16 protein-coding genes are annotated in these 15323 nt (G+C 33.1%); 12 read left to right on the forward strand and 4 right to left on the reverse strand.

What is annotated here, in order from left to right:
• Positions 1–14: 14 nt before the first annotated feature.
• The 7 genes from agaF to lacD all read left to right on the forward strand — a co-directional run bounded on the left by agaF (position 15) and on the right by lacD (position 6176).
• Complete coding sequence (gene agaF, locus AC1RP4_RS00680) at positions 15–434, forward strand: PTS galactosamine/N-acetylgalactosamine transporter subunit IIA (RefSeq protein ID WP_481761035.1); 420 nt, start codon at positions 15–17, stop codon at positions 432–434.
• A 13-nt stretch (positions 435–447) separates the two neighbouring features.
• The gene (locus tag AC1RP4_RS00685) at positions 448–1617 is read left to right on the forward strand and encodes an AgaS family sugar isomerase (RefSeq protein ID WP_481761034.1); all 1170 of its coding nucleotides are present in this window, start codon (positions 448–450) and stop codon (positions 1615–1617) included.
• A gap of 22 nt (positions 1618–1639) precedes the next feature.
• Complete coding sequence (gene agaV, locus AC1RP4_RS00690) at positions 1640–2128, forward strand: PTS N-acetylgalactosamine transporter subunit IIB (RefSeq protein ID WP_481761033.1); 489 nt, start codon at positions 1640–1642, stop codon at positions 2126–2128.
• Positions 2129–2164: 36 nt separating this feature from the next.
• Positions 2165–2959 carry a PTS N-acetylgalactosamine transporter subunit IIC gene (gene agaW / locus AC1RP4_RS00695; protein WP_481761032.1) on the forward strand — a complete coding sequence of 265 codons (795 nt, stop codon included), beginning with the start codon at positions 2165–2167 and terminating at the stop codon, positions 2957–2959.
• A complete protein-coding gene (locus AC1RP4_RS00700) occupies positions 2949–3800 on the forward strand; it encodes a PTS system mannose/fructose/sorbose family transporter subunit IID (RefSeq protein ID WP_481761031.1) in 852 nt (283 codons plus the stop codon). Before agaW ends, AC1RP4_RS00700 begins: the two co-directional genes overlap by 11 nt.
• 75 nt (positions 3801–3875) lie before the next feature.
• Complete coding sequence (gene nagA, locus AC1RP4_RS00705; protein WP_481761030.1) at positions 3876–5021, forward strand: N-acetylglucosamine-6-phosphate deacetylase; 1146 nt, start codon at positions 3876–3878, stop codon at positions 5019–5021.
• A 171-nt stretch (positions 5022–5192) separates the two neighbouring features.
• Entirely contained in the window at positions 5193–6176 is a 984-nt protein-coding gene (gene lacD, locus AC1RP4_RS00710; protein WP_481761029.1) for a tagatose-bisphosphate aldolase, read from the forward strand.
• Positions 6177–6258: 82 nt separating this feature from the next.
• On the opposite strand, the gene AC1RP4_RS00715 is transcribed toward lacD, so the two are convergent.
• Positions 6259–7005: a MurR/RpiR family transcriptional regulator gene (locus tag AC1RP4_RS00715; RefSeq protein ID WP_481761028.1), complete on the reverse strand. Its 747-nt coding sequence runs from the start codon at positions 7003–7005 to the stop codon at positions 6259–6261.
• Positions 7006–7127: 122 nt separating this feature from the next.
• Here AC1RP4_RS00715 and pfkB point away from each other — a divergent pair, with 122 nt between their 5' ends.
• Positions 7128–8069 (forward strand): 1-phosphofructokinase, encoded by a 942-nt coding sequence (gene pfkB / locus AC1RP4_RS00720; RefSeq protein ID WP_481761027.1) that lies wholly within the window; start codon positions 7128–7130, stop codon positions 8067–8069.
• Complete coding sequence (locus tag AC1RP4_RS00725; protein WP_481761026.1) at positions 8066–9994, forward strand: fructose-specific PTS transporter subunit EIIC; 1929 nt, start codon at positions 8066–8068, stop codon at positions 9992–9994. The genes pfkB and AC1RP4_RS00725 overlap by 4 nt, the downstream gene beginning before the upstream one ends.
• Positions 9995–10123: 129 nt before the next feature.
• Here the strand turns inward: AC1RP4_RS00725 and AC1RP4_RS00730 are convergent, their stop codons facing one another.
• The gene (locus AC1RP4_RS00730) at positions 10124–10807 is read right to left on the reverse strand and encodes an MmcQ/YjbR family DNA-binding protein (RefSeq protein WP_481761025.1); all 684 of its coding nucleotides are present in this window, start codon (positions 10805–10807) and stop codon (positions 10124–10126) included.
• A 182-nt stretch (positions 10808–10989) separates the two neighbouring features.
• Here AC1RP4_RS00730 and AC1RP4_RS00735 point away from each other — a divergent pair, with 182 nt between their 5' ends.
• On the forward strand, positions 10990–11871 hold the full coding sequence (locus AC1RP4_RS00735; RefSeq protein WP_481761024.1) for a sulfite exporter TauE/SafE family protein: 882 nt from the start codon (positions 10990–10992) through the stop codon (positions 11869–11871).
• A gap of 77 nt (positions 11872–11948) precedes the next feature.
• On the forward strand, positions 11949–12275 hold the full coding sequence (locus AC1RP4_RS00740) for a thioredoxin family protein (RefSeq protein WP_481761023.1): 327 nt from the start codon (positions 11949–11951) through the stop codon (positions 12273–12275).
• 114 nt (positions 12276–12389) lie between these two features.
• On the opposite strand, the gene AC1RP4_RS00745 is transcribed toward AC1RP4_RS00740, so the two are convergent.
• The gene (locus tag AC1RP4_RS00745; protein ID WP_481761022.1) at positions 12390–13037 is read right to left on the reverse strand and encodes a TetR/AcrR family transcriptional regulator; all 648 of its coding nucleotides are present in this window, start codon (positions 13035–13037) and stop codon (positions 12390–12392) included.
• Positions 13038–13204: 167 nt separating this feature from the next.
• Here AC1RP4_RS00745 and AC1RP4_RS00750 point away from each other — a divergent pair, with 167 nt between their 5' ends.
• Entirely contained in the window at positions 13205–14359 is a 1155-nt protein-coding gene (locus AC1RP4_RS00750; RefSeq protein ID WP_481761021.1) for a YhgE/Pip domain-containing protein, read from the forward strand.
• Positions 14360–14454: 95 nt separating this feature from the next.
• Here the strand turns inward: AC1RP4_RS00750 and AC1RP4_RS00755 are convergent, their stop codons facing one another.
• Positions 14455–15159 (reverse strand): GntR family transcriptional regulator, encoded by a 705-nt coding sequence (locus AC1RP4_RS00755; protein ID WP_481761020.1) that lies wholly within the window; start codon positions 15157–15159, stop codon positions 14455–14457.
• Positions 15160–15323: the final 164 nt, after the last annotated feature.

The following is a 15323-nucleotide window of genomic DNA, read 5'->3' on the forward strand; positions in this document are numbered from 1 at the left end:
GGGAGGATAATTATATGATTGGTATGGTAGTAGCTGGACATGGGAACTTTGCAACTGGAATGGGATCAAATATTGAACTTATTGCCGGACAACAAGAAAATTTTATTCTTTGTGATTTTATACAAGGAATGACCGCGGAAGATTTAAGCGGCGACTATATGAAAGCGCTTAACAAATTAAACGGCTTAGATGGAATAGTTTTCTTTACTGATATTCCTGGAGGAACACCATTTAATGAAGCAGTTAAAATAAAATTACTGCATAATAATGTAAGCGTTTTAACAGGATCGAATATACCGATGTTATTAGATATGTTATTTAACCGGGATTTGAACATGAGCGCGTTTATGGAGAAAGCACTGGATGCTGGTAAAAAAGGTATTATGCAATTTGAAACAAAAAAAAGAGTAGAAATAGATGATAATGGCATCTAAAGGAGAGCTTAATATGTTTGAGAAGAATGAAAAAGAGTTGGAAATAATGGGCGCAAATATTACAACAGGTGAAATTAAACAACAACCTGAACTTTGGACTGAGGCATTTAATAATTTTAGTGAAAAGTCAGACGAAATAAAGACATTTTTAAAATCAGTTAAATCTACCTCGAACGGGTTGATTCGGGTCATTTTTACAGGAGCAGGAACATCCGCTTATGTTGGTGATACTGTAACACCATACTTAAGTAACCACGGGGATCGTGCAAATTATCAGTTTGAAAGTATTCCAACAACCGATATCGTATCTGCACCATATGATTATTTAGTACCAGATGCTACGACTATTTTAGTTTCGTTTGCTAGGAGTGGTAATAGTCCTGAAAGTGTTGCCGCTGTTGAAATTTCAAGAAAAATAATTAAAAATTTATATCAAATTACAATTACTTGTGCTCCGGAAGGGAAACTTGCTGTTGGTACAAAAGATGACGAACGTAATTTGTTATTGATGATGCCTGCGCTGTCTAATGATAAGGGATTTGCAATGACTGGATCATACAGTTGTATGTCACTCTCAGCGTTATTAATTTTTGATACAACACGTAAGGATATTAAAGAAAAATATGTTGAGACTATTATTGCAATGGGTCATGAAGTGATTAAACGTGAAGCTGAAATAAAAGCTGTTATTGATATGGAATTTGATCGGGTTGTCTATCTTGGGTCCGGAAGTTTATCGGGATTAACAAGAGAGGCACAGTTGAAAATTCTTGAACTAACGGCAGGTAAGCTAACAACAATGTTTGATTCTTCAATGGGGTTCCGACATGGACCTAAATCGTTCGTCAACGAGAAAACATTAGTTTTTGTATTTGTTAACAATCAAGAATATACACGTCAATACGATATTGATATTTTAGAAGAAGTGAGTGGAGATAAAATTGCCGCTAAAGTAATTGGGATTGATATTGAGGGACAGAATAACTTTAGTGGTGATCGTTTCACATTTGAATCAGGAGATGCCCTTTTACCAGAAGGATATCTGGCTCTTGCTGATGTTATGTATGCGCAAACTATTTCATTATTAAGTTCAGTAAAAGTGGGAAACACACCAGATACACCTTCACCAAGCGGTACCGTAAATCGTGTAGTTAAAGGTGTAACTTTACATGCCTATAAATAAAAATTTCAAGGAGGAATTTATTATGACAACACCAAACATTTTACTTGCAAGAATTGATAACAGACTTGTTCATGGACAGGTTGGTATGACATGGGTTAATACGATTGACGCTAATCTAGTTGTAGTTGCGAATGATGAGGTTTCTAAAGATGATGTACAGCAAAGTTTAATGGAGATGGTTATTCCTGAAACTGTTGGAATCCGCTTTTTCGATATTAAAAAAACGATTCGTATTATTGGTAAAGCCTCGGATAAACAAAAAATATTATTAGTTGTTCGTACGCCAGAAGACATGGCTAAAATTATTGAAGGAGGTGTCCCAATTAAGAAAGTAAATATTGGTAATTTACATTTTTCAGAAGGGAAGAAACAATTATCGGCAACTATCTCAGTCGATGATACCGATGTTCAAGCATTCAATAAAATGCATGATTTGGGTGTTGAACTAGAGGTTCAAGGTATTCCGAATGAAAAGGCATCAGATATGATGCGCTTACTGAAAGAATATTAAAAACGTAAATATAATAATAAAAAGGAGGAAATTTATATGTTAGTACAAGCGTTATTAATTGGACTATGGGCTGGTATTGCCGGTATCGATATGTATAGTGGTTTAACACATATTCATAGACCAATCGTTACTGGTGCAGTAGTTGGTCTAATATTAGGAGATTTTCAAACCGGCTTAATTGTTGGTGGTACATTAGAATTAGTTTGGGCTGGAATGGTTCCACTTGCTGGAGCACAGCCACCTAATGTTGTTATTGGTGGAATTATGGGAACCGCATTTGCAATTATTGCTCATCAAACACCAACATTAGCAGTTGGTATTGCCGTACCATTTGCAGTTGCCGTACAAGGTTTAGTTACATTACTATTTACAGCTTACTCACCAGTTATGCATAAAATGGATGAATACGCGATGGAAGGTAATGATAAGAAAATTGATCGATTGAACTACATGGGTCCGCTAATCTTGTTTGTTTTCTACTTCATTATGGCGTTCTTACCAATCTTCCTCGGTGCAAGTAAAGCGCAAGGAATGGTTGAAGCCGTTCCTGCATGGATCTTAACAGGATTAAGTACGGCCGGTGGTATTATGCCAGCTGTTGGATTTGCCATGTTGTTAAAAATTATGTGGAAGACAGCGTACGCACCATTCTTCGCAATTGGATTTGTTGTTGCAGCATATGGTAACTTACCAATCTTAGGAGTCGCAATCATTGGTATTTCAATCGCTGCTTATGATTTCTTTATTGGTGGAGCAAAATCTGATAATGGTGGAAAAAAAGTAGCAACCGTAACAGTTAATGAAGAGGAGGACTATAGTGATGGCATCTAAAAAGAAATTTGATCGCAATGATGTTGTGATCCCAGATACTTATAACGATCCTACTGTTGAAAAGGTAATTACAAAAAAAGATTTAAACAAAATGGTTTGGCGTTCACTACTTTTACAGGCTTCATTTAATTATGAACGTATGCAAGGTGGTGGGTGGACTTATAGTTTAATTCCTGGATTGAAAAAAATTCATAAAGATAAAGAAGATTTCTCATATGCAATGCTTGATCATTTACAATTTTTTAATACACATCCATTTTTAGTAACATTTGTTCAAGGTGTTATTTTAGCAATGGAAGAAAATAAAGAAAATAGATCAACTATTCGTGGTATCAAAGTAGCAATGATGGGACCTTTAGGTGGTATTGGGGATGCGATGTTCTGGTTAACGTTGCTACCTATTACAGCCGGAGTTGGGGTTTCATTATCAATGAATGGAAATCCACTTGGACCGATCTTATTCCTTGTTGTCTTTAATGCAGTGCATTTTGGGTTACTATTCTGGTTAATGAATTATGGGTATAGAACTGGTACTCGTGCTATTTCGAGTATGAAGGAAAATACAAAAAAAATATCACGTGCTGCGTCGATAGTTGGATTAACTGTTGTTGGAGCCTTGGTTGCAACATACGTTAACTTTAAATTTGGTGTTGTGATTCATGCTGGGAAAATTGATATTGATTTACAAAAAGGTGTTATTGATAAAGTGATGCCGGCATTATTACCGCTTCTTTATACATTCTTCTGTTACTGGATGTTGAAAAAAGGTAAATCTCCATTGATGTTGATTGGGCTCACAGTAGTTGTTGGCTTAGTAGGTGCATTCTTCAAGTTATTCTAGAAGAGGCCTGCGGAACTAGACTATGGATAATGGGCTAGTTTCTTTTTAACAAAAATAATATAGGAGGCATTACTGGTGGAAATATATTATATTCATGCAGATAAGTTTTTCTTGAAAAACACGGTTGAAAATGAAGGGTACTTGGCAATTATTGATGGTAAATTTGGTGATTATCAACAAGAAAAACCTGATGGTGATATCAAAGAATATACGGGTAAATGGATTGCACCAGGGCTTGTAGATACACATGTCCATGGTTTAAAGGGATATGATGTGATGGATAACGATTTTGAGGGCGCAAAAATGATGTCTGAAGGTTTATTAGAATGTGGCGTTACTTCATTTCTGCCGACAACATTGACGGCAGCTCCAGAAACGTTGAACGAAGTTATTTCTGACTTTGGTAAGCGTCATGGTGAAGTACGTGGTGCAAAAATACAGGGTATCTTTTTTGAGGGTCCATTTTTTACTGAAAAACACAAAGGTGCGCAAAATCCTAAATACTTTTTAGATCCAAGTATAGATATTTTTGAGCATTGGCAAAAATTAGCGCATGGACTTATTCGAAAAATTGCGATTGCACCTGAGCGAAAGGGTGTTAAAGAATTTACTGAGGCCTTAACTAAACAAGGGGTCAAAGTAGCATTGGGGCATAGTGATGCTACGTTTGATCAAGCTAAATCTGCAGTAGAATCTGGTGCATCTATTTTCGTTCATACGTATAACGGAATGAGCCCACTTAATCATAGAGAGCCAGGGATGGTTGGCGCAGCAATGTCATTAAGTAGTGTCTATGATGAACTAATTTGTGATGGTCAACATGTTAATCCGGCATCTGCTAAAATTTTAATTAACGTTAAAGGAGCAGACCACATTGTATTAGTAACTGATTGTATGCGTGCTGGTGCAATGCCTGATGGAAATTATACATTAGGTGAGTTCCCAGTTGTTGTTAAAGATGGCGCCGCAAGGTTAGAGTCAGGAAGTTTAGCTGGTAGTGTCTTAAAATTAATGGAAGCAGTTAAAAATGTTGTTGATTGGAATATTTCTACTCCTGAAGAAGCAATCCAAATGGCTAGTTATGTGCCCGCTAGAAGCGTTGGAATTGATGATAAGTGCGGAAGTATTGCGGCAGGTAGAGATGCTGACTTCATTGTTTTAGATCATGATTTAAATTTTGAGGAAACATATTTAAATGGTACTTTAAAATATAAAAAATGATATTAACTGATTCTTTATTAAGAGCTAGTCGGAGTAAACGGTATTTATGATTGTTAAGTTATTTTTAATTGGTATGTAAAAAATGAAATTTTAAAAACCTTTTCATATTCTTCAAAGATAGAATTATAAGTGGATGAGAGAAGTAAAAAAATAATAAAGGACGGAATAAAAATGACACCAAATAAATTGGCAGGACTTAAAGCACTTTCAAATGAAAAAGGCGTAATTGCAGCATTAGCAATTGATCAACGAGGATCTTTAAAAAAAATGTTGGCAGCAGCAGCAAATAAGCCAGCAAATGAAGAAGATATCGTTGAATTTAAAAAAGTAATTTCATCAGAATTAACACCATACGCTTCAGCAATATTACTTGATCCAGAATATGGTCTTCCAGCAGCAAAGGTCCGTAATGCAAGTACTGGATTACTAGTTGCATACGAAAAAACGGGTTATGATGTTACTACCCCAGGTCGCTTACCTGACTTATTACCAGATTGGTCAGTTCGTCGTCTTAAAGAAGAGGGCGCTGACGCTATTAAATTCTTACTTTATTATGATATAGACGAAAATGCTGAGATTAATAATATGAAACATGCATATATGGAGCGTCTTGGTTCAGAATGTGCTGCAGAAGATATGCCATTATTTTTAGAATTGGTTTCTTATGATGCAACTAATGACGATGTTAAAGGTTCAGAGTATGCTAAAGTAAAACCTCATAAAGTTATTGAAATGATGAAAGAATTTTCTAAACCTGAATATAAAGTAGATGTACTTAAAGTAGAAGTGCCAGTCAATATGGATTATGTGGAAGGGTTTAACGACGATAATGAGGTGGTATATTCTAAGACAGAAGCATTAGATATATTTAAAGAACAAAGTGATGCAACCAAATTACCATTTATTTTCTTAAGTGGTGGTGTATCGGCACAATTATTCCAAGATACTTTAGTATTTGCTCATGAAGCAAAATCAACATTTAATGGTGTACTTTGTGGACGTGCAACATGGAGCAAAGGTATCGAACCATTTGCTAAAGATGGTGAAGAAAAAGGTAAAGAATGGATGAACACAGTTGGTAAAAAGAATATTGAAGATTTAAATGTCGTTCTTGAAAGTACTGCTACATCGTGGTTTGATAAGGTATTAAAATAGTAAAATAAAGAGGCTAAACGTCATGTTTAGCCTCTTTATTTTTAATGATTTAGTAATGAAAAAAAGTAGAAGTGAAATAAATTTATTTGCTAGCTTTCTTTGTTCGAATTGCATAAGAATCTAAAAGTATACGGCTCATTACCTGTAATGGTAAACGAGATTTAACTTCAAATTCAGGGAAATATGAAATTTCAGATTTAAATCCGATAAACACGGAATCTGAATATTTAATAAGTGGACTTAATTTGTTGGTTGTTAATACAATAATATCGGCTCCATTTTTATACGTATTTTTAGCACCTTCAAGGAGTTCTGCAGTAGTTCCGTTCAATGAAATAATAATTAAAATATTATTATATGTAATCCTGTGACTAATTTGTTTAATAATATTGGGATCCGTAAAACTGACACAATTTTTATTTAATAATTCAAATTTTGTTAGCATTTCAATTGCAATTAATTCAGAAAAACCCCTTGAGAAAATGTATATTTTTTTTGAACGTTTAATTTTTTGAACTGTTTTTTCTATGGTATTAACGTCAAGCATACGTAGTGTGTTATTAAGTTCATGTTCATTCTTCATAATGACTTGTTGGATATCGTGATCCATATTCTGAATATTCTTATATTTTTTTTCTTTTTCTTTAGTAATTATAGATTGTTTAAAATCCATATAACCGCTGTAGCCTTTTTTTTTGAGCGTTCGTACGACTGTAGCGGTTGATACATGAGCTAAATCGCTAAGGTTGGTTATTGTTAATATCGGAATATCTTCTAGGTTATCTTGAATGACTTGCCAAAGAATCTTTTCGGAGTTACTAAGAGACATTACTGGTCACCTCACCTTGATTGTTTGTTTATTTTCAATTGTAGCATACAAAATCATATATTGAAAACCTTTTCATTTCTGTCAGATGTAGTATTGGTAGGTAGAAGAAAGGGGTAAAAATTATGATATATACATGTACATTGAATCCAGCTATTGATCTTTTTATCCAAACCGATGAAATGAAAAAAAATATTGTTAATAGAACGGAAAATTATGAAATACAAGCGAATGGTAAAGGAGTTAATGTTAGTTTTATTCTAAAAAAGAAAGGCGTAGAAAGTACTGCTATTGGAGTTGGTGGAGGATTTACTAATGCGTATATTGAGTCTGAGTTGGCAAGGTGCAATATAAAAACTGATTTTGTACATATCGATGCTAATACACGAATTAATGTTTTTACAAGAGTAATTCAGCAAGATACGGAGTATAAATTAGTAAATAAAGGTCCACATGTTAGTGATGATGAAATAAATCAGTTCATGGATAAGATTCAAAATTTAGATGAAAAGGATACATTAGTTGTATCTGGTAGTTTATCTGACGGAATCTCTGAAGAAATTTTAATTAGTATCGCAAAGCAGGCGCAGGAAAAAGGATATAAGCTAGTTTTGGATACTAGTTATCAAACCGTACTGGATACATTGAAATATAATCCTTATATTTTAAAACCAAATGATGAAGAATTAATGAGTTGGTTTGGCGTAGAACATAAACTATCTCAACATGAATTGATAACTTATTCAAAAGAATTAATTAAATTGGGTGCACAAAATATTTTATTATCATTGGGTGGCGGTGGTGCAATGTTTATAAATAAAGAGGTTGTGTTATATGGAACTGTCCCTAAAGGAACCGTTGTTAACACGGCTGGGGCCGGCGACACCATGTTGGGAACTTTTTTAGCAGGGGTAGCGATAGGGGACAAAAAAATAGAAGAAGTATTTAGAGAAAGTATAGCAGCCGCGAGTTCAACGGCATTTTCAAAAGGGTTAACAGATTTTTCGAATGTAAAAGAGCTGACTAAGCAGGTAAAAATATCTAATATTAAGGAGGAATTAAGATGACAAAATATAAAATAATTGCAGCTACTGGATGTCCAACAGGAATTGCGCATACATACATGGCGCAAGAGGCCTTAGAACAAGCCGCTAAAAAAAGAGGTATATCAATTAAAGTTGAAACTCATGGTCAAAGTGGTATAGAAAATGCGTTTTCACAACAAGAAATTGATGATGCTGATGGTGTAATAATTGCGTCAGATAAAGATGTAGATATTGATCGATTCGATGGTAAAAAAATGATAAATGTGTCAGTTACGAAAGGTATGAAAGAGGCAGATGTATTAATTGATCAAATATTGACAGATGATAATTTACCTACCTATCATCGAAAAGGAGCAAAAATTTCATCGAATGAAGAAACAGTAAATTTATCTGGCTCATTTTGGCACAAAATGTATGTGTACGTGATGAATGGAGTGTCACATATGTTACCAATAGTAGTTGCTGGGGGAGTGTTAACAGCCGTATCATTTTTTTGGGGAATTAATTCAGCAGACATAAAAAGCCCTCAATATAACGATATAGCACATTTATTGAACACTATTGGCGGATTTGCAATGAATCTTATGGTTCCAATTCTATGTGCCTATATAGCTGAGGCTATTGGTAAAAGACCTGGATTGATAGTTGGATTTGTAACGGGAATGATAGCATATACAAATGGAACGGGATTTTTAGGTGGAATAATTGGTGGATTTTTAGCAGGGTATACGATTTTAATATTACAGTTCTTATTAAAAAAACTACCTAAATCATTAGATGGACTGAAAGCCATTTTTATTTTACCTGTAATTGGAGTATTTTTATCAGGCTCTATTATTTGGTATCTATCAGTTCCAATGGCAACAATTAATGAAGGAATGATGACGTTTTTAAAGGGTTTAGAAAATTCAAGTCCCATTCTATTAGGATTAGTTGTTGGAATTATGTGTGCTTCAGATATGGGTGGGCCAATTAATAAAGCAGCATATTTAACCGGAACAGCTCTTTTAGCACAGGGAAATTATTTCTTTATGGCAGGAGTTTCTGCAGCGTGTATTGCGCCACCATTGGCAACAGGGTTTGCTGTACTGTTCAACAAAAAAGCATACTCAGATAAAGAGCGCAGCGCAGGTTACGTTAACTTTTTATTAGGATCAACTCATATTACAGAAGGTGCAATTCCATTTGCGGCAAAGAATCCGCTACTAAATATTCCTGCATTTATGGTTGGTTCTTCGATTGCTGCGATTTTAACCTATGTAACTAGAATTAGTGTACCGGCTCCACATGGTGGATTTATTGTATTACCGTTAGTGAATAAACCATTACTGTGGGTATTATGGATTATTATTGGATCACTTGTATCTGCTGTCTTACTAGCCGCTATTGCTGGTCGCCAAGCTAAAAAAAATAATAGTTTAGTGATGAATGTAGGTAGTAATACCAACTTTGAACAAGAGCAAGATAATGATATAAAAATGAATGAAAATGAATTCGATAATATATTGAAAAGAAAAAACATTGAATTGAACGTAGCCGTTTCTGATAAAGAAGAACTCTTACATTTTTTAGCAAATTTTGCTAAAAAATTAGGATATACGAATAATGAAAGTTATATTTTAAATAAGTATAAGATTCGTGAGTCTGAGGGAACGACAGGGATGGAAAAAGGCATTGCGATACCTCATGCACAGGATGAATCGATTAATAAATCAGCAATGCTAATTGTTAAATTACGTGAGCCTATTGAATGGGAAACATTTGATAATCAGCCAGTAGATACAGTTATCTCATTTCTAATTCCAGAAAAAGATGATGGAAAGCATTTACAGTATTTATCAAATACATCGAAATTACTTGTCCATGACTCATTTGTGGAAGAATTAAAAAAATCGAATACAGTTGATGATATATACAACCTATTTAAAGAAAATATTAATAAGTAGATAAAATTGAGCTACAAAGCTACGTATATACTAAAAAAGTACAAGTGTTTAATGATAAGCGAAAATTCATTCTAAGTAAACAAGTTCAAATTTTGTTGACTATTAGAATGGATTTTTTTAGTTCGCCTTTTATTTAGCTAGTCCATAGCTAGTATCAATATAAGAATAAACAGTGTCTAAATTATTTTGGCCATTTAATAAAATTGAAACCCAGTGTTTTTTATTCATATGGTACCCTGGAAAAATTTGATTTTTGTCTATTTTATTGATGAGCAGGTCAGGATCCATTCGAATATTAAGTATTTCAACTAATTTCTCGGAATCCAAGCCTATTTTAGTTGCTGGAATTTTCATTAAAGCGGCATACCATTTTTTAGAATCTGATCGACGTAAAACAGCGTCATTTGGAAACTGTTTCCAGAGGAATTCTAGATTGGTCTGATAATGTTCTTGTACATAATTAATGATAGATTGTGAATCAGCAGTTTGGAATACTGGAGTAGTTTCAAAACAACTAGCAACAATTAAATCCAGTTGTTCAATCACTGATTTTCTGATTGAACTGACAAATGATCCTGTTGCAGACTGATTTTTATAAAGTGTATATTCTTCTTTAGTTAGAGCATCAATAATAGTAGTATTAATTTTTTCAGAGGGGGAAATTGAGACGGTTAGTATAAATTGATTATTAAGAATTGAAACTTGATAATTATAGATTTCTTCTGCTGTTTTTGTAAAACCATATGGAATCAATGAATCTACCTTTAGTTTCAAATGACTAAATGAATTATAAGCAAAAAAGTCTGTTAGCATAGTGCATCTCCTTTTATAAATTATATAAACAATTAACAGTAGCATACCTTATATTTCTAATTTTAGACTTTAAAGGACTAATTATATAGTATAAAATAGAAAAATTAATATAGACTATTTTATCTAGGAATAAATTGAGTTAAACTGTACTATTATGATTCATTTAACTAGGAGATTTAATCATGCAAAAGACGTTGATTGCGGCAATTATTGTTATTAATTTTATATTTATCTGTTATTTTATGCGTGATTTAATGAGACATAAATCAGACTTCATGAAAGAACCGGCCAGTTCAGTATGGACACCAATATCGCAGATTGTTATTTTTTTCTTTTCTACTTTTGGAATTTCAGATTTTGCCATATCAACAGCAATATACCAGAAAGCTAATTGGGTTTCTATGAAAAAATTACCAGGTACGTTAAATGCGCAAGATGTTATTCCAATATTTGTCATGTCGCTGGCGTATATTACAAGTATCAATGTTGGTACTAAGACGTTACTAGTCTGTATTATTTGCCAAGTGCTGGGTGCTTATATTGGTCCGAGATTTGTTGTTAGATTACCTGAAAATAGTATTAGATCATTTGTTATCGTTGGATTACTTGTTGCAACCGCGTTAATCATCGCTGGTAAATTAGGCCTAATCACTGCTAGTGGGACCGCTACCGAACTATTTGGCTGGAAATTAGTTGTAACAGGATTTTTATTATTTATTTATGGCGCATTAAATAATATTGGAATAGGCTCATTTTCATTAACAATGGCAACTGTCTATGCGATGGGAATGGATCCGATTGCTGCATTTCCAATTATGATGGGGGGATGTGCATTTTCTTTACCAATAGGAAGTATGCAATTTATAAAACTCAATCAATATTCTAGAAAAATAACCTTATTTTCTGTTTTTGGTATTATAGGTGTTTTAGTTGCGGTACTTTTAGTTAAGAATATTAATACAAGTGTGATTCAATGGATTGTTATTGTAGTATTATTGTATTCTGCATACAGCCTATATATAGGTAATAAAGAAGCTAAACTAATCAGAGATAAAAATAAATAAGCAAGCATATTTTAATTGAAAATGGCTAATCTGATATATACTTATAAAAAGTAAGCATATTAGTGGAGGTAGCAAAAATGAAAAGTATAGAAAAAGAAACAACGGTAAGTGAATTAATGGATAAAATTAAAGATGGAAAGTATATCCTATTTTTTTCTGCAACATGGTGCCCAGATTGTGCTTTTATTAAACCTGAAATGCCTAATATTGAATCAGAATATACTGAATACACATTCTTAGCTGTCGATCGAGATGAAAATATGGACTTAGCTGTTGAGTTAAGTGTCTTCGGTATTCCAAGTTTTATTGCATATGAAAATGGTAAAGAAACAGGACGTTTAGTTAATAAAAATCGTAAAACGAAACAAGAAGTAGAAACATTTATTAATAGTATTCCTGCGTAATTAAAAAGATTAGTTAGTATGAATAATCTGCTTTGAATTAAAAATACCCATCGAGTAAACAAGGTTTTACAGTAACTTGTTTACTCGATGGGTATTTTTAATTATTTATTTTTATCAAACACTAAGTGCGTTTATCAGAGCATCTGCTGAATGTTCAATACTTTCTTTTGTTAACGATTGATCAAAAAGAAGATAACCAAGTACAATACCACCTATAGTTGACCAAATAACCTTAAGAATTTCGAGATTATCCCAACTGACAATTAGTTTTTTTTCTTTTAGTGTATCAATAGTTGAATTGAGTGCCGTCCAGTATGGGGCGGGAATATTTTCTAATAACTGTTTAACAACCGATTTATCATAAAGTAGTTCAGAAATGAAAATTTTAAGAACTTTAGCATTTTCTTGCAAAAAAATAATTCTATTTTTTAACAAAGGACGAATTAATGAATCCAAAGTTAAATTTGAATGATCAATGGACTCGTCTAATAAGTCGTGCATTGCAGAAGGTAAGATGGATTTAATGACAGGGGCAATAATGGCGTTAAGTAAGCCTTGTTTATTGTTATATTTACTAAAAATATTACCTTCAGCCACGCCAGCTTTTTTTGCAATTTCTTTTGTACTTGTATTTGCATAGCCTTTTTCTGAGAATAATTCAATTGCGGCGATTAAAATTTGTTTTTGTTTATCTGTTATATCTCTAAATAAATCCGAGTTGGCATATAATTTTAATTCAGAATTTTTAATAATATTCACCATCCTATTTATAGCCCTATTATGACACAATTGATAGCGATGACAAAAGACAAACTTATTATTTTGATAGTTTATATTTAAAAGTTAGGGTTGACTAAACTTGTGGATAGGTTATAATCGTATTTGTAATTGATTGAGTGCTCACTCAAAAAGAAAAGAGGAATATGATTATGTTTAAAAATAAATTTTTAGGTTTCGCCATTTTAGTTTCGGTATTACTTACATTTATTATGGTGGTGATGCAAATCCCATCTGTAAAATCAGAGCTCAAAGATGTACCTGTTGCCATTGTTAATGAAGATAGTGGTAAGCAAGGTAACAAAATCGTTGAAAATCTAACTAGAAGCAAAAATAAGGCGTTAGATTGGCATATCGTTAAGAGTGATAAGGCACTTAAGAGTGCAATGGATAAACAACATTATTATGCGGCTATTGTAATTCCAAAAGATTTCTCGGCATCAATTGGAAAATTAGCTGATCCAACAACAAAAGATGTTACAAATGTAACTGTTGTAACAAATGAAGCAAAAAATGCTACATTGTCAACGACTTTAGGTTCGACACTATCAACAATAGTTACAAAAATTGGTGGTGGTATTTCAGCCGGAATTTTAACAAATATGGCAAAAGCCAATATGAGTGTCCCCGCTGTGACTGCATTGAAGTTAAATAACCCAATCACTGTAAAAACAACCGTTAGACATTCAACCGCTGGATTAACATCAGCGAATAGTTCGTTCTTCCAACCCGTCTGGATTGCAAGCATGGTTATTAGTTTATTATTATTCTACGCTGGAGATTCAAGAGAATTTAAATCAATGAAACACAAGTTTTCATTTAAATCATCATTCATTATCTCAGCTGTAGCACTTGCAATTTTAACTGGATTTGCAACAGCTACGTATGCGACATGGATTTTAGGATTTGATTTTACACATTTTATAACAATTGCATCGTTCTTATCATTTACAAGTTTTGCTTTTATAATGTTATTCTCAGGGGTATTGACATGGATTGGTTTCCCAGGGGTAATTATATTTGTCCTCTTACTATTTTTCTCAATTCCTTTATTGGCAATGGCACAACCATTAGTACCTCAATTCTACCAAGATTGGGTTCTTCCATGGTTACCAATGCGTTTCTTGTATGATGGTGCTCGCAGCATTCTTTATTATGGAGCATCTTTCTGGAACAGTTCTACAATGGGCCTAACTTATGTCTTAGCAATCGGTAGTGTCTTGTTTTTTGCCGAAGGATTATCACCCAAACATCGTAAAGTTGAAAAAGAAATTAACGATAAAATTAAAGAGATGGAAGTTAAATAGAATTCTTTAAATGAATCTTGAAATAAATTAAAAACCTCAGGGTAATCACCTTTTTAAGTGATTGCCCTGAGGTTTTTAATTTATTAATTATGGTTTTATTTTTGTCCACTTTGAATAAAAAAGTTAGCATGTTTATAGTTATAAATAGTTTGAGAAAGATCAAAAGGTTCACCGCTTACTGTATAAAAAAGTTCATCAATATAGAGTCCAGGCGAATTTTCTGGTAGTTCTAAAAGGGTTGATTCTGTCTTTTTAAGGGTGTCTGTACGTAAATATTTATCGGAGAAACCTATTTTTAATTTTAAAACTTCTTTCAAGTAATTAAAAATAGACTCACTGATTATTTCGCGATTAAGATAAGGAACAAGTTTTTTTCGATAGTAGGATCTCTCAATACAGAGAACTTGATTATCGATGTAACGAATTCTTTTTATTAAATAAACTTCCTCACCCGGAGCACAATTTAATTCCCTGGCTACATCAGCATTGGGTAGTTCAACTTTTAAATCAATCACTTTTGTAGATAATTTACTGTTTTCTAAATCTTTTGTAAAGCCCATGTTCGTCATTAGAGCGATGTAACCGTCTCTTTTTTGACGACGAACAAAAATTCCGCTACCTTGTACTTGATAAATAATACCCTTATCTTCTAAAGTTGTGAGAGCTTTAACGAGTGTCGTCTTACTGACGGCATATTTGGCAATAAGTTCATTTAGACTAGGGAGTTGCGTCCCTTGATTCAAATTTTTATTTTTAATTGCAAGCTCAATTTGATCAGCAATTTCTTGATACTTTAACATTTCATGCCTCCATTAAAATAATGTATCCTTTATTGTATAACATTGTTCCCGCCTTGTACATCTAGATGAAAAGGGTTACAAAAAAAGTGTTGACTTATTGTGCACGTACAATTAAAATATACATATACAAAGATTTGTAAGGGTTTACAATTTTTTTCTATTTA

The organism is Dellaglioa sp. CoH-56-MRSF-10 (genome assembly GCF_056782175.1).

What these genes read in the sequence shown, in the direction of transcription:
- agaF (WP_481761035.1), top strand. Translation starts at nt 15, where the DNA reads ATGATTGGTATGGTAGTAGCTGGACATGGGAACTTTGCAACTGGAATG.
- AC1RP4_RS00685 (WP_481761034.1), top strand. Translation starts at nt 448, where the DNA reads ATGTTTGAGAAGAATGAAAAAGAGTTGGAAATAATGGGCGCAAATATT.
- agaV (WP_481761033.1), top strand. Translation starts at nt 1,640, where the DNA reads ATGACAACACCAAACATTTTACTTGCAAGAATTGATAACAGACTTGTT.
- agaW (WP_481761032.1), top strand. Translation starts at nt 2,165, where the DNA reads ATGTTAGTACAAGCGTTATTAATTGGACTATGGGCTGGTATTGCCGGT.
- AC1RP4_RS00700 (WP_481761031.1), top strand. Translation starts at nt 2,949, where the DNA reads ATGGCATCTAAAAAGAAATTTGATCGCAATGATGTTGTGATCCCAGAT.
- lacD (WP_481761029.1), top strand. Translation starts at nt 5,193, where the DNA reads ATGACACCAAATAAATTGGCAGGACTTAAAGCACTTTCAAATGAAAAA.
- AC1RP4_RS00715 (WP_481761028.1), bottom strand. Translation starts at nt 7,005, where the DNA reads ATGTCTCTTAGTAACTCCGAAAAGATTCTTTGGCAAGTCATTCAAGAT.
- pfkB (WP_481761027.1), top strand. Translation starts at nt 7,128, where the DNA reads ATGATATATACATGTACATTGAATCCAGCTATTGATCTTTTTATCCAA.
- AC1RP4_RS00725 (WP_481761026.1), top strand. Translation starts at nt 8,066, where the DNA reads ATGACAAAATATAAAATAATTGCAGCTACTGGATGTCCAACAGGAATT.
- AC1RP4_RS00730 (WP_481761025.1), bottom strand. Translation starts at nt 10,807, where the DNA reads ATGCTAACAGACTTTTTTGCTTATAATTCATTTAGTCATTTGAAACTA.
- AC1RP4_RS00735 (WP_481761024.1), top strand. Translation starts at nt 10,990, where the DNA reads ATGCAAAAGACGTTGATTGCGGCAATTATTGTTATTAATTTTATATTT.
- AC1RP4_RS00740 (WP_481761023.1), top strand. Translation starts at nt 11,949, where the DNA reads ATGAAAAGTATAGAAAAAGAAACAACGGTAAGTGAATTAATGGATAAA.
- AC1RP4_RS00745 (WP_481761022.1), bottom strand. Translation starts at nt 13,037, where the DNA reads ATGGTGAATATTATTAAAAATTCTGAATTAAAATTATATGCCAACTCG.
- AC1RP4_RS00750 (WP_481761021.1), top strand. Translation starts at nt 13,205, where the DNA reads ATGTTTAAAAATAAATTTTTAGGTTTCGCCATTTTAGTTTCGGTATTA.
- AC1RP4_RS00755 (WP_481761020.1), bottom strand. Translation starts at nt 15,159, where the DNA reads ATGTTAAAGTATCAAGAAATTGCTGATCAAATTGAGCTTGCAATTAAA.